The organism is Proteiniphilum saccharofermentans (assembly GCF_900095135.1).
In the GTDB taxonomy this organism is placed as follows: domain Bacteria; phylum Bacteroidota; class Bacteroidia; order Bacteroidales; family Dysgonomonadaceae; genus Proteiniphilum; species Proteiniphilum saccharofermentans.
This window is the reverse complement of record NZ_LT605205.1, coordinates 4,233,477-4,248,977: the sequence shown is the minus strand read 5'-3', so window position 1 is coordinate 4,248,977 and position 15,501 is coordinate 4,233,477. Positions and strand designations below refer to the sequence as shown.

At 43.8% G+C, this 15,501-nt stretch carries 11 protein-coding genes; all 11 read left to right on the top strand.

Annotated features, from left to right (window positions below; genetic code table 11):
* The first annotated feature begins 11 nt into the window (after nt 1-11).
* The 11 genes from porV (at nt 12) to PSM36_RS16485 (ending at nt 15,499) form a co-directional block, all read left to right on the top strand.
* Entirely contained in the window at nt 12-1,172 is a 1,161-nt protein-coding gene (gene porV, locus PSM36_RS16540; protein WP_076931849.1) for a type IX secretion system outer membrane channel protein PorV, read from the top strand.
* Between the two features lie 4 nt (nt 1,173-1,176).
* On the top strand, nt 1,177-1,656 hold the full coding sequence (ispF, locus tag PSM36_RS16535; RefSeq protein ID WP_076931848.1) for a 2-C-methyl-D-erythritol 2,4-cyclodiphosphate synthase: 480 nt from the start codon (nt 1,177-1,179) through the stop codon (nt 1,654-1,656).
* A gap of 10 nt (nt 1,657-1,666) precedes the next feature.
* Nucleotides 1,667-2,365: an O-methyltransferase gene (locus tag PSM36_RS16530; protein WP_092026396.1), complete on the top strand. Its 699-nt coding sequence runs from the start codon at nt 1,667-1,669 to the stop codon at nt 2,363-2,365.
* 76 nt (nt 2,366-2,441) lie between these two features.
* A complete protein-coding gene (locus PSM36_RS16525) occupies nt 2,442-3,002 on the top strand; it encodes a cob(I)yrinic acid a,c-diamide adenosyltransferase (protein ID WP_076931846.1) in 561 nt (186 codons plus the stop codon).
* 57 nt (nt 3,003-3,059) lie between these two features.
* Nucleotides 3,060-3,281: a DUF2795 domain-containing protein gene (locus PSM36_RS16520; RefSeq protein ID WP_019538324.1), complete on the top strand. Its 222-nt coding sequence runs from the start codon at nt 3,060-3,062 to the stop codon at nt 3,279-3,281.
* Nucleotides 3,282-3,485: 204 nt separating this feature from the next.
* A complete protein-coding gene (locus PSM36_RS16515; RefSeq protein ID WP_076931845.1) occupies nt 3,486-4,469 on the top strand; it encodes a GntR family transcriptional regulator in 984 nt (327 codons plus the stop codon).
* Between the two features lie 55 nt (nt 4,470-4,524).
* Entirely contained in the window at nt 4,525-6,294 is a 1,770-nt protein-coding gene (gene fucI / locus PSM36_RS16510; RefSeq protein WP_076931844.1) for an L-fucose isomerase, read from the top strand.
* 119 nt (nt 6,295-6,413) lie between these two features.
* On the top strand, nt 6,414-7,742 hold the full coding sequence (gene fucP / locus PSM36_RS16505) for an L-fucose:H+ symporter permease (RefSeq protein WP_076931843.1): 1,329 nt from the start codon (nt 6,414-6,416) through the stop codon (nt 7,740-7,742).
* 102 nt (nt 7,743-7,844) lie between these two features.
* Nucleotides 7,845-11,009, top strand: a complete 3,165-nt coding sequence (locus PSM36_RS16500; RefSeq protein ID WP_394333039.1) for a SusC/RagA family TonB-linked outer membrane protein — start codon at nt 7,845-7,847, stop codon at nt 11,007-11,009.
* 26 nt (nt 11,010-11,035) lie between these two features.
* Nucleotides 11,036-12,805, top strand: coding sequence for a RagB/SusD family nutrient uptake outer membrane protein (locus PSM36_RS16495; protein ID WP_076931842.1), 1,770 nt, complete (start codon nt 11,036-11,038; stop codon nt 12,803-12,805).
* A 465-nt stretch (nt 12,806-13,270) separates the two neighbouring features.
* Nucleotides 13,271-15,499: an alpha-L-fucosidase gene (locus PSM36_RS16485; protein WP_076931841.1), complete on the top strand. Its 2,229-nt coding sequence runs from the start codon at nt 13,271-13,273 to the stop codon at nt 15,497-15,499.
* The last annotated feature ends 2 nt before the right edge of the window (nt 15,500-15,501 follow it).

The following is a 15,501-nucleotide window of genomic DNA, read 5'->3' as shown; positions in this document are numbered from 1 at the left end:
ATCGATACAATATGAATAAAATAATTCTTACTATATTGTGCTGCATGTTTTGGCCGACGGCATACTTTTCTGCCGCAGCCCAAGAATATAACCCGATCCCGGTCGCTTTGCCTTCCTTACAGATCGCACCCGATGCCAGAGGTGGAGGAATGGGAGATATAGGAGCGGCTACTATGCCCGATGTCTATTCCCAGCACTGGAACGCGGCCAAATATCCGTTTATTTCGGGTGAAGCAGGCATCGCGTTTTCATATACACCTTGGCTCAGCAAACTGGTGAGTGATATTCACTTGCTCTATACATCGGGTTACTGGAAGTTCGGTAACGATAATCTCAATGCCATCAGTGCCTCCTTACGTTATTTCTCGTTGGGGGAAATGGAGGTCGGCGGTCTCAATGATGAATTTTGGCAGACTGTAGCGCCGCATGAGTTGGCTTTCGATGTAGGTTATTCCAGAAAGCTTACTGAAACTTTCTCCGGGGCGGTTACCCTACGCTATATCCATGCAGATTATTCCACGGGCGATGATGAAACTACGCCTGGAAACGCATTTTCTGCGGATATTGCCGGTTATAATGAATCCTATTTCTATATGGGACGTTCAGAAGCGCTTTTCGGATTGGGATTTAATATCTCCAATATCGGCACAAAAATCTCATACGATGGAGGAAACAGTTCCATGTTCCTTCCCGCAAATTTACGGCTCGGTGCCTCTTTAGGGTATCCCCTGGATCCCAAAAATACGCTCTCCCTCAGTTTTGATGTCAATAAGCTTCTGGTACCTACTCCCCGGTTGGCTTCGGAGAATGAGAGCGATGATGAAGCACAACGGCGTATCGAAGAATATCAGAATATATCTTCTATTGGTGGTATTTTCAAATCATTGGGTGATGCTCCCGGCGGTTTCAAGGAAGAGATGCAGGAGGTCATGTGGTCGCTTGGAGCAGAATACCGCTATGACAACCGGTTTTCAGTCAGGACCGGCTACTATCACGAGAGCGAGTATAAGGGTAATCGCCGTTATTTTACTTTTGGTGCCGGTTTCAGGAGTGATTTTTTTCAGATAGATGCCGCTTATTTGGTGTCGACAGCCCAATCTAATCCGCTGGATCAGACGTTACGGGTCTCTCTTGGCTTCGATATGGAAGGAATTAGGAATTTAATGCGATAAAGCTATGCAAATACGCGTCGGATTTGGTTATGATATGCATCGCCTTCAGGAAGGGAGGGAACTCTGGATCGGAGGGGTTAAGCTGGACTATGAAAAAGGTCTGCTGGGACATTCTGATGCAGATGTGCTTATCCATGCCATCTGTGATGCCCTGTTGGGAGCTGCTAACCTGCGTGATATCGGGTATCATTTTCCCGACACATCTCCGGAGTATCACAATGTTGACAGTAAACTTCTCCTGGGAGAGACAATGAATTTATTGGGAGAGAAAGGGTATGCCCTTGGAAATATTGATGCGACTGTCTGTGCGGAGCAGCCAAAGCTCAATCCCCATATTCCTGCGATGCGGCGAAAGTTAGCAGAAGTGATGGGGGTAAGTGATGGGCTTATCTCTATCAAGGCGACTACATCCGAGAAAATGGGTTTCGTGGGACGTGAAGAGGGTATCACTGCTTATGCGGTAGCGTTAATATGCAAATCGTAATGGAGGGAATATGCCGGGCTTTAATGGGCTTGCGAGATTTGTAGGCTTTTGCGAAAAGAAGTTTTATACCTGTTTCCGTTGGTTATTGCGTAAAAAACAAGCAAAGGGCTACGGAGTACATTCACCATTCGCCTATAATCTGATTACCAATGTAATTTATTCTCCCTATAGCTTTTATGCCTTTTCTGATATCTACGGGATCGTATCGCAGCACAACATCAATCCTGAAGAATCCATTACCACTTATAATCATCTTTCTTTCCGGCTGATACATTATCTTCAGGCTAAGAATATATTGGAGATCAATTCGGGCATTGGTATCAATACCTTGTTCCTTGTGGCGCCTTCGAAGCATATTTCTTGTATTTGTGTGGAGGAAGGTCATGAGAAGCATTTTGTCGCCGCAGACTTTCAAAAACAGAGAGGAGTGAAGATCGGGTTTGTCTCTTCACTATCTGAATGTCAGGGTGAGCGTTTTGATGCGATTTTTATTAACTTTGAAAGAGGATATATTCCCGATATGGAAACATTGGCGGAATTAAGCCATTCCGGTACGTTTTGGGTGTTGCACCCTATAAAAAAAGGGAGAGGTAAACAATTTTGGCATAAAATCGTTCATGATTTGAGAACACGGATAACATTCGATGTAAAAGATACTGGAATTGTTTTCCTGACGCCTGATTTTCATAAGGAAAATTATTTGGTGTGATTTAGATAAAAAGGTAGAAAGGTGCCTAAGTAGTTAAGTGCCTGGGTGGGAGCGAATAATAATAGAAAATAGAAATATGAAAAAAAGTATAGTATATACCAAAACCGGCGACAAGGGAACTACTTCATTGGTAAGAGGGATGCGGGTGAGTAAAACACATATCCGCCTCGATGCTTACGGTACGGTAGATGAGCTGAACAGCTATGTAGGGTGGTTGAATTGTGCAGTGAAAGAAGAGGAGCACCGCGACTTTCTCCGCTACATCCAGCATAAACTTTTTACCGTGGGATCCTATCTGGCAACAGAGACTGAGAGCAAAGACCCAAAACCAGCCAGTATCATTTCAGAAAGGGATATAGTCCGTATTGAAGAGCAGATCGATATTATCGACGAGAACTTGCCACGACTGGACCGGTTTGTATTGCCGGGAGGTAATGAGGCGGCTGCCCGGGCTCATATATGCCGTACCGTGACCCGTCGTGCGGAGAGGAATGTGTACCGTGTAGCAGAAAAATTTCCCGTTGCAGAAGAGGTGCTGATTTTTCTGAATCGGCTTTCAGACTACTTTTTTGTGTTTGCAAGGTATGAAAGTAACAAAACCTCGGAAGAAATATTTTGGGAACAAGGGGATATATAAAAACTTTTTATACATTTGCGAAAAAATTGTATAAATAACAAATTAAATATATTATCAATGTATTGGACACTTGAACTGGCATCGAAATTAGAAGATGCTCCTTGGCCCGCTACAAAAGATGAGTTAATTGATTATGCCCAGCGATCGGGCGCTCCGCTGGAGGTGATTGAAAATCTGCAGGAAATTGAGGAGGATGGCGAAATATTCGAATCGATTGAGGATATTTGGCCTGATTATCCAAGTAAGGAAGATTTTTTCTTCAACGAGGATGAGTATTAGACTTTATTGTAGTGAAAACAGGTTTAAAAAGCATCCCGGCATGATCTGCCGGGATACTTTTTTTAGATAAATGTGTAAACAGTTGAAAATCTACACTATAATTTTATTCCAAATGTATGTTATATAACATGTGAAAATCTTTTTGCGCTTCTTTTTTTTGTCATACTTTTGTGTCAGCACAGTACAGCACAGTACGCTTGGCCTATGGAATTACAGTTCAATAATAAAAACACAAAAGTGCAGCAATTGACGGATTATATACAAAAATCCATTGCTGCGCGTGAGTTGAAGGTAGGGGATAAATTACCATCTATCAATCAGTTGAGCCAACGGTTTCACCTTTCCCGTGATACGGTTTTCAAAGCTTTCGTCGATTTGAAAAGCAGAGGGATTATCGATTCCGTACATGGCAAAAATTATTATGTTGCATCGCACACTAAGAATATTTTGTTATTATTGGATGAATACACGCCTTTCAAGGAGGTATTGTATAATACATTACGGGAGAGGCTACCCTCTTACTACGAGATCGACCTCTGGTTCCATCAGTACAATGAACATCTTTTCAATCAGATAATAAACAACTCAGTGGGTATACATAACAGCTATCTGGTAATGAATTATCACAATGAAAGATTTTCAAAGATATTGACGAGAATTGATAAAAAAAAGTTACTGCTTTTGGATTTTGGGAAATTCGACAAAGACGGGTACTCCTACGTTTGCCAGGATTTTGATGAAGCCTTTTACAATGCTTTGGAAACAATCAAAGCCCGGTTAAAAAGATACCGGAAATTATTCTTTGTCTTTAATAAGCATCATAAGCATCCTCAAAGTAGCAAGGAGTATTTTAGCAAGTTCTGCATTGACAACAATCTGCCATTTGAGATTATCGATGAGATCACAGATAAAACCTCTATCTTGAAAAAGGCGTTTTACCTGGTTATTAAACAGGAAGACCTGGTTACGATCATAAGGAAAGGGAGACTGGAACAACTTAAAGCCGGAAGCGATTACGGATTACTGGCATACAATGAGAATCCGTTCTATGAAGTGATAGAGAACGGGATAGCGAGCATAGGGGTCAATTGGGAACAAATGGGAAATTTGGCTGCCAATTTTATCATTAATGAAGATCCTGTGCAGGAATTTTTACCGACAGAGATCATATTACGGGATTCTCTTTAATTTTTAATCCGTGATCAGCACAGTTCAGCACGAAATCACTAAAAACTAAAAGAATATGAGAAAATATCCTAAAATCGGAATTCGTCCTACCATCGACGGGCGTCAGGGAGGCGTCAGGGAAAGCCTCGAAGAAAAGACTATGAATCTGGCAAAAGCAGTTGCAGAACTAATCAGCAGTAACCTGAAGAATGGTGATGGAAGCCCGGTAGAGTGTGTGATTGCCGACGGTACCATCGGGCGGGTAGGTGAGAGTGCCGCTTGTGCAGCAAAATTTGAGCGTGAAGGTGTAGGTTCTACTATTACTGTGACTTCAAGTTGGTGTTATGGTTCAGAAACCATGGATATGAATCCCTACTACCCTAAAGCTGTCTGGGGTTTCAACGGGACGGAACGCCCCGGTGCCGTATACCTGGCAGCAGTACTGGCATCCCATTCACAAAAAGGATTACCGGCATTCGGTATCTACGGACACGAGGTGCAGGACTTGCAGGACAATACCATCCCTGAAGATGTAGCTGGAAAACTCCTTCGTTTTGCCCGTGCAGCACAGGCCGTAGCTACGATGAGAGGGCAGTCATACCTTTCCATCGGCAGTGTTTCGATGGGTATTGCCGGTTCGATGGTCAATCCGGATTTCTTCCAGAAATACCTGGGCGTCCGCAACGAGTCGATCGACTCCACGGAAATCTTACGACGGATACAGGAGGGGATCTATGACCACGAAGAGTTCGAAAAAGCGATGGCATGGACCGAGAGATATTGCAAAGTGAACGAAGGTGCCGATTTCAACAGACCGGAAAAACAAAAGAGCCGGGAAGAAAAAGACAAAGATTGGGAGTTTGTGGTAAAAATGACCATTATCATCCGTGACCTGATGCAGGGTAACCCGAAACTCGAAGCAATTGGCTTCAAAGAAGAGTCGATCGGACACAATGCTATCTTCGGGGGATTTCAGGGACAACGCCAATGGACTGATTTCCTGCCCAACGGCGATTTCAGTGAAACGATACTGACTACTTCGTTCGACTGGAATGGTATCCGCGAAGCTTATACATTTGCCACTGAAAACGATTCGCTGAATGCGGTTGTTATGTTATTTGGGCATTTGCTGACCAATACAGCGCAGATTTTTTCAGATGTACGTACTTACTGGAGTCCCGACGCCGTAAAACGAGTTACCGGAAAAGAGCTTACGGGACTAGCAGCCAACGGCGTTATACACCTGATCAATTCAGGAGCTACCACGCTCGACGGCACAGGAAGAATGGATCTTGACGGCAGGCCGGCCCTGAAAGAACCCTGGAACATTACCGAAGAAGAGACAAAAGCCTGTCTTGCTGCTACCAACTGGTCACCGGCCAATCGTGATTATTTCCGTGGAGGGGGATATTCATCCACCTTCCTTACCAGAGGCGGTATGCCCGTCACCATGTCCCGGCTGAATATGGTAGATGGTTTAGGGCCTGTCCTGCAGATAGCTGAAGGATGGACGGTAGATCTCGATCCCGAAGTACATGACATTATCAACCGGCGCACAGATAAAACATGGCCTACGACATGGTTTGCTCCGCGTCTTACAGGGAAAGGGCCTTTCAAGGATGTTTATTCGGTGATGAACAACTGGGGAGCTAATCATGGAGCCATCAGCTATGGACACATCGGGCAGGATCTGATCACACTTGCATCGATCCTTCGAATTCCTGTATGTATGCACAACGTGGATGAAGATGAAATCTTCCGTCCATCGGCATGGAATGCTTTTGGTATGGACAAAGAAGGTGCCGACTTCCGCGCCTGCAAGAATTTTGGCCCTATTTATAAATAATCCCACAACAACTCAGTAATTATACTGCCCCAACTCCTTTCTCCCTATTGAATTGACTCAATGGGGAGGGGAGACCGGGTGGCCAGATAATGATCAGGAGTGGTTCAATGCATAATAAGATGAATAAAACAAAATTACCATTACTTAAGCACAACGGTGTCAATTATCTGTTACCGTTTATCATCATTACGGCCTGCTTCGCATTATGGGGGTTTGCCAACGACATTACCAATCCTATGGTAAAGGCGTTCTCCAAAATTTTCAGGATGAATGTTACACAAGGGGCATTGGTACAATTGGCTTTTTATGGTGGTTATTTCGCCATGGCATTTCCCGCTGCCATATTCATAAAGAGATTTTCCTATAAATCGGGGATTCTGTTAGGATTGGCATTGTATGCCGTGGGAGCTTTTCTGTTCTTCCCTGCAATGAAGTTGGGAAATTATTATCCCTTCCTGGCAGCTTATTTCGTGCTTACATGCGGATTATCATTCCTTGAAACCAGTGCCAATCCTTATATCCTGACAATGGGTCCCGAAGAGAATGCCACCCGAAGGCTTAATATGGCACAGGCATTCAATCCCATAGGTTCGCTTATGGGAATGTATGTGGCCATGAATTTTATTCAGGCACGGCTTAATCCTATGAGTACCGCAGAGCGTGCCCTGCTTTCGGATGCGGAATTTGAAATAATGAAACAATCCGACCTTTCCATTCTCATTGCACCCTATCTCACGATAGGAATCATTGTAATTGTGATGTTCCTGATCATTCTTATAGCGAGAATGCCAAAAAATGGAGATGCGGATAAAAGCCTTCACTTTGGTGCCACGCTGAAGAGGATTTTTTCTATTCATAACTATCGCCAGGGAGTTATCGCCCAGTTCTTTTATGTAGGTGCACAAATTATGTGCTGGACATTTATTATCCAGTATGGTACACGTGTTTTCATGAACCAGGGAATGGAAGAACAGGCAGCTGAAGTCCTATCTCAGAAATATAATATTGTTGCAATGATCATATTTTGTATCAGCCGGTTAGTTGCCACTTACCTGATGAAATTTTTCGATCCCGGAAAAATGTTACGCGCATTTGCCATTGCCGCGGGAATATTTACGCTGGGAGTGATCTTTCTTCAGAACATTTGGGGACTTTATTGTCTGGTAGCAGTGTCGGCCTGTATGTCGCTCATGTTTCCCACTATCTATGGTATTGCCCTGAAAGGAATGGGAGACGATGCAAAATTCGGTGCGGCAGGGCTGATCATGGCTATATTGGGAGGATCCATATTGCCTCCGGCACAGGCAGCGATTATCGATATGGGAACCATAGGAGCGGCATTCCCTGCAGTAAATGCTTCATTTATTCTGCCGCTCATATGCTTTGTGGTGGTAGCTTGGTACGGCACGCAGGCATATAAAAGGAGTAAAATAACCATACACGCATGATATAGCGATATAACCATGGTTACAATGTGAAATATAAAAAAATAGAGAGACATCTTGTAGTAAAATAAATGTTATGAATTATTAATCCTTAAAAGAAAAAGAATGAAAAAAGAGAAGTTATTTAAATGGAAAGGATTACTGTTCGCATGTATGTGGATAGTATCCATTGGTCTGTTTGCACAAAACATTACCGTGACCGGAACGGTAACAGATGCGAACAATGAACCGGTTATCGGAGCGACGGTTAGGGTGAAAGGAAGTTCTTCCGGAACGGTTACCGATTTAGACGGTAATTACAGTATTTCTTTATCTACCCCCCCGGAAGATATCGTGTTTATTTTCACGTATGTAGGGTATATAACTCAAGAAATCCGGTATGAAGGACAAGACCGCCTGGATGTCCAACTTGAAGAAGATACTCAGGCGCTGGATGAGGTTGTGGTTGTAGGATATGGAACACAAAGGAGAGTAAATTTGACAGGGGCTGTAGAGTCGGTCAGCGGTTCGGTTTTGGAAAACCGTCCTATCACGAATATCGGACAAGGACTGCAAGGTGTGGTGCCAAACCTTAATATCACCATGAATAACGGAGGAGCACCCGGAGCATCATCGAATTTTAATATCCGCGGCACTACGTCTTTAAACGGTGGCAGTCCTTTGGTTTTGGTAGATAACGTGCAGATGGATCCCAATCTGGTAAATCCTGACGATATTGAATCTATTTCGGTTTTGAAAGACGCGGCTTCCGCAGCTATTTATGGAGCACGCGCAGCATATGGAGTTATATTGATCACCACGAAAAAAGGCAAGATCGGTCAAAAACCAACCATTCAGTTTTCAACAACAGCCTATTGGCAACAACCCGCATTGTCTTTTCACAACGTAAATTCAATGGAATTTTTAACGATGAAAGATCTGGCTTACCAGAACTCGGGTGGTAGCGGTCATTATTATCATGAAGCAATATACGACTATGCCGAAAGGTATTTTAACGGTACTTATGATTCACCCGTATTCTTTGATGCGAGTATAGACCCTTATAAGTATCAGTATGTCGGAAATACCGACTGGTGGAATGAACTATATAAAACCTCCTTCTCTTCCATATATAATGCAAGCATAAATGGAGGGAACGATAAAACAACATATTACGCATCATTGGGAATGAATGATCAAGGAGGTATTTTGAAAGCAGCCGATGATAAATACCGTAAATACAATGCAAACATCAATGTCTCCACAAACATTACGGACTGGTTGAATGTTTCCGCTAAAATCATGCATACCTATACGGACGAAGAGCATCCTACAGGCGGCACTACAGCCATGAATCCAACGGCTTATTCCGGGCTTTCCGCATATAGTGGGATGATGAAAAACGACTTAAGTCCATTGATGCCTGTGAAACATCCTGACGGGAATTATGCCGGTCAGGGCAGTTATACTAACCCGGTAGCCATACAAGCTCAAGGCGGTAACGCTATCTATAAACAAAACGATCTCTGGATGACGGGAGCCGTTATGCTTACCCCGCTCAAAGGGTTGATAATTAATGCTGACTATACGTGGAATTATTATGGAAAGGCAACATCACAGCATGTAAGAAATTTTTATGATTATACAGCCGTTCCCGGAACAGAGAACTACTATCCCTGGACTAACCCGAGCAGTATAACGCTGACGAATGATGATGATTACTACTATGCCCTCAACACTTTCGCGGAATATTCTTTTTCATTGGCAGGAGAAAATACGCATAACTTCAAGGTTATGGCAGGGTATAATCAAGAAATGAAAACGACAAAGTATCATTTCACAGGCCGTAAAAACCTGATTGACAACAACAATCCCTCTATTAACCTAGCTACCGGCGAAATTGCCACCAGTGGCTCAGAAAGCCAATGGGCTATAAACGGCATCTTCTCCCGTGTTAATTACGATTATAAAGGGCGTTATTTATTAGAAATGAATGGACGCTACGACGGTTCTTCTAAATTTGCAAAAGGACAGCGCTATCAATTTTTCCCGTCGGTATCCGGAGCATGGCGAATTTCCGAAGAAACATTCTGGGAACCGCTTAAAAATGGTTGGGATAATATGAAAATTCGCCTGTCATATGGTTCTTTAGGAAACCAAGTTGTCGGGGACCTGGGGAATTTCCCCTATTTGGCATCCTATGGTGTGAATACCCAATATGGCTATCTTTTAAACGGTAGTCTTCCAGTTGCCGTATCCGCGCCGGGGCTTATAAGCCCCTCATTTACATGGGAAACGGTAGATCAAATAGATGTAGGATTCGATGCTTCATTTTTACGAAATCGCCTGACTGCAACGTTCGACTGGTATCGACGGAATACGAAGGATATGCTTACTGCAGGACAAGCTCTCCCGGCAGTGCTGGGAACAAGTGTCCCCAATGAGAACGCTGCTGATATGAAGACTTTAGGCTGGGAACTCTCTCTTGGGTGGAGAGATCGGCTGTCGAGCGGATTCAATTACTATATAAAGGGGGTTTTATCAGACTACCAATCCACGATTACCAAATTTGCAAATCCAACAGGATTACTCAGTCAATATTATGTAGGCAGAAAAGTAGGGGAAATTTGGGGTTATGTATCCAACGGACTATACCAAACCGATGCCGAAGCAGACGCAGGCCACGACCAATCCTATCTGTATAGCGGAAGATGGGGTGCAGGTGACGTGAAATATGAAGACCTGAACGGTGACGGCAAAATAAACATCGGAAGTAATACATTGAGCGACCCGGGCGATCGCAAAATTATCGGGAATAATACCCCACGTTACGCTTATGGTATTACCGCCGGATTTGATTACAAAGGAATGGATTTTGAAATGTTCTGGCAAGGTATCGGCAAACGCGATTATATGCCGGGAGGGAGTTCATTCTGGGGTTTTACCTCTGAATGGGACACGCCATTAAAAACCGCTCTGGATTATTGGACAGAAGATAATAAAGATGCCTATTTTGCCCGTCCCAACTGGAATAATGGAGGGAACCGGCAAACCTCTACCCGTTATCTGCAGGATGCGAGCTACATACGCTTAAAAAATGTCACTCTAGGATATTCTCTTCCACAATCTGTCGTATCACAATATAAAATCCAGCGTGTAAGATTTTTTATACAAGGTGAAAACTTATTGACATTCACTTCCTTAATAAAATCATTTGACCCTGAAACGATAGACAATATGGTTTATCCTATTAGTAAAAAAGTTTCTATCGGCTTAAATTTGACTTTTTAAAGTTTAATATCTAAAAGAATAAAACAATGAAATTAAAATATTTAATATACGTTGCAATCTTCTCGGGTTCACTCGTTGCTTGCGATGTTACGGATCTGTCCCCTATAGATTCATTCACGGATGAATCTTACTGGACCTCGGTGAACGATTTGAAACTGTATGCTAACGGTTTATACGGAAACCTTAGCGCTCCCACTGCTACAGGAGATAATATAAGTGATAACTTTGTTACAAACAGCTATAGTAGTTATCTTTTTAATGAATTGACGATTCCTGCAGAAGCATCCTCAGACAATGGCTGGTATTGGAATACCATTCGTAATTGCAACTATTTCATGCAGCGTTATGACAAAGTACCCGGCCCAGAAGAAGAGATCAACAAATATGTGGCCGAAGTTCGTTTCTTTCGCGGGCTGCTATATTTCGACAAGATTAAATCTTTTGGCGATGTTCCCTGGTATGAAACGGATCTGCAGACATCCGACACGGAGGAATTGTATAAAGCAAGAGACAACCGGGATTATGTATTGGGTAAAATCATGGCAGATATCGGATATGCAATTAATTGGTTGCCCACTAAGGCAAACGCGGAAAGCGGGCGGCTGCACAAAGATGCAGCTAAAACACAATTAGCCAGAATTTGCCTGTACTATGGTACGTATAAAAAATACCACAACGAAACATCGTCGGTTGACTCTCTTTCTTCTACCTCGTTATTGCAAAAAGCGGCTTCTTTGGCCAAAGAAATAATGGATTCAGGCAATTACTCGATTGTAAAAGGAACAGACGCGGGAAGCGATCAATTATCTTTTGACGGATACCCATTATATTATTCAAACCAATTTACCCAAGAAGATTTAAGCACCAATGCCGAAGGTATTCTTTGTCGTTTTTACGAAACGGGTGTATTGACACACGAAACGGGCCGTCAGGTGAGTGAAAATGGAATGGGCTTATCAAAAGATTTTGTGGAATCATTTTTAATGAAGGATGGAACTCCGATCTTTAATGCAGGGTCTGGCTATAAAGGCGATGATAACCAGGAAAATGAATTTGCAGATAGAGACCCGCGCATTTATCAGATAATCGACAATAAGCACAGACCATATACTGTAATAAGTGGCACACGGTACGTAAACGCAGTTGCCAACGTCACTGCCAGCCAGGGCGTCACAGGATACCCTTGCGTAAAATACCGATCAGCAAATTCGAAACAGGCAGAAGCAAGAAACACGTCTTATGATTGGTTCGTATACCGTTATGCAGAAGTTTTACTGATTTATGCCGAAGCTCAAGCGGAATTGGGTCTGTGTACACAAGAGGTACTGGATAAAACCATCAATCTGCTTCGCGATCGCGTGGAAATGGCTCACCTCACCGTAAGCCCTGTTGCAGATGTCAGGCCCATTGATTATGGATATACATTATCAAATTTGTTATATGAAATCCGAAGAGAACGTCGTATCGAATTAATAGCAGAAGGGTTCCGTTTGGATGACCTGAAACGTTGGAACGCAATGAAATTGTTGGAAAATCCGAAAACCATGTTCGGCTTAAGGATTACTGATGACGTTATTGCGGCCTACGCTGCCGCTAATATAACGTTTGGCGGTGCTTCGGGGCGCCCAATTATTACGTATGACGGAGAAACTTATCTGTATCAGTATGCAGCAGCAAAAACATTAAATGATGCGGGCCGTGTATGGTCAGACAGCGATCGCAGGTGGTTATCTCCTGTTCCAACCAATGAAATTACATTAAATCCGAATTTAATTCAAAATCCAGGATGGAACTAATTCTGATTATTATCAAGAGAAGTGTGGCTTCACACTTCTCTTGATAATTTATTTTAAAACTACTCGTAATAATAAAAAAAGAATCCTTACAATCACCTTTCTGGTTTGTTGCACTATCGGTCTGTTACTGATAGCCTGTCAACCCGGGAAAAGTACAGAGCCGCCAGCTCCATCAACGGCTCCCACTGGATTCAAGGGAGGTGGGATGTATCTATCAAGATAAGAGCAACAAAATAAAAACAACAAACCCATTTACGCCCACTATGTTCCGGAAAATGGCACCGAAATACCTTCCGTAATCGAGTGGGAAGGCAATACGCCAAAAAAAGGGAGCGAAGTCACTCTTCTCCATACAAAGAAGCAAGTAAAATGGACGGTAGAGGGGAATAAAACCCGTGTCGTTTTGCCGAAGTTAAAAAATCAGGCTAACTTGCCATTAATATTTTCATTTGAAACAAGTAAATAATGCAAAAAATAATTCTATTCCTGGCCGGCATTCTTCTTTTATCTTGCCAAACAGGATCACAAAGTTCCATCACTCCCCAAAGTACAATCAAAATAGAAGAGGGAGACAGTAAAGAGGTCATTATCGAAAAGGCGGCCCATGTGGTTCCTACAAAGAACCAGTTAGATGCTTTGAGAAACGAGTTTATTGCTTTTATCCACTTCGGTCCCAACACGTTTACCCGTAAAGAATGGGGCGACGGCATGGAAGATCCGGCGGTTTTTGATCTGAAAACGCTCGACACCGACCAGTGGTGCCAGACCATGAAAGCAGCCGGTATGAAAATGGTCATTCTCACCGTCAAGCATCATGACGGATTCGTACTGTGGCAAAGCCGCTATACCGACCATGGCATTATGTCATCGGGATTCCTCGACGGGAAAGGCGATATACTCAAAGACCTTTCGGAATCATGCAAAAAATATGGATTGAAACTCGGGGTTTATCTCTCCCCGGCAGATCTGTATCAGATTGAACATCCCGATGGACTATACGGTAACCTGAGCGAATACACCAGACGCACCATCCCACGTGAGGTACCGGACCGCCCGTTCGAAAACAAAACCACATTCGAATTCGAGGTGGATGACTACAATGAGTATTTCCTGAACCAGCTTTTCGAAATATTGACCGAATACGGTGAAATCCATGAAGTATGGTTCGACGGCGCTCACCCTAAAACCAAAGGTGGTCAGACATATAACTATCTGGCATGGAAGGAACTGATCCGCACATTGGCTCCCAAGGCGGTTATTTTTGGAAGGGAAGATATCCGCTGGTGCGGTAACGAATCAGGCGCAACACGATCCACCGAATGGAACGTGATCACCTATCCCGAAGATCCCCATACTACTACTCATTTCGTCGATATGACCGATGCCGACCTCGGTTCACGGGAAAAGCTCTATGAAGCCAAATATCTTCATTATCAACAGGCGGAGACCAATACTTCCATTCGCGAAGGTTGGTTTTACCGCGACGATACGCATCAAAAAGTGCGTAGCGCCGACGATGTATTCGACATTTACGAACGTTCCGTCGGGGGAAATTCCACATTCCTACTGAATATTCCGCCCAACCGTGAAGGGACATTCTCTCCCCGGGATGTAGAGGTGCTCGAAGAAGTGGGAAAACGCATCCGGGAAACTTACGAAGTAAACCTCTTACAAGATGCTAAAGGGCCGAAACAGGCACTGGACGGCGATCCGGACACCTACCTGTTATTGTCTAAAAACAAACGCGAGATCGTCGTTACACTTCCCGCACCCGCCACGATCAACCGGCTGATGTTACAGGAAGCCATCGCCACCCACAGTGAACGTGTGGAACAACATGCGGTGGACGCATGGATAGACAATCAGTGGAAAGAGATTGCCACGGCGACCAACATCGGTTATAAGCGTATTCTCCGTTTTCCCGAAGTCACGACCAATAAACTCCGTCTGCGAGTATTGGCGTCTCGGCTGGATCCGGCTATCAGTCATATATCGGCACACTATTACCGTACCCGCCCGCCCCAACTGGCATTTACACGCGACAAAGAGGGAATGGTCTCTATTGCTCCGCTGCAGACCGAGTTTAACTGGAATCCCCATGGCGAGAATGCCGCCGGCAATCTGAATACCGGATATGAGATTTTTTATACACTCGATGGATCGGAACCGACCCAAAATTCCCAACGATATGAGAATCCTGTAAAAGTAGAGAACAATATACTGAAAGCAGTCTCGTTCAACAATGACGTACAAGGGCCGGTATACAGTGAAGCATTCGGAATTGTGAAAAAAGACTGGGTATTGCTCGGCGTCAATAGTCAACGAAGTGACCGCACTGCCGCCCTGCACGCTTTCGATGCAAATCGCCGTACTTACTGGCAATCACAGGAAGGTGCAATGCCCCACTTCATCGCTATTGATCTTGGTAAGGAATATGAACTGAAGGCGATGGTATACACACCACAAACTTTTCATGGTGATGGGATGATGACCAAAGGAAATGTTCAGGTCAGTGCTGACGGGAAAAACTGGAAAACGGTGGAAACCTTTGAGTTCGGCAACCTGATCAATGACCCCACCCCGCGTACCTATCAATTCGCCAACCCGGTAACTACCCGTTATATACGGGTACAAGCCACAGGTATCGCAGGAGACGGGAAATCTGTAGCAATTGCTGAACTGGATTTTTTATAAGT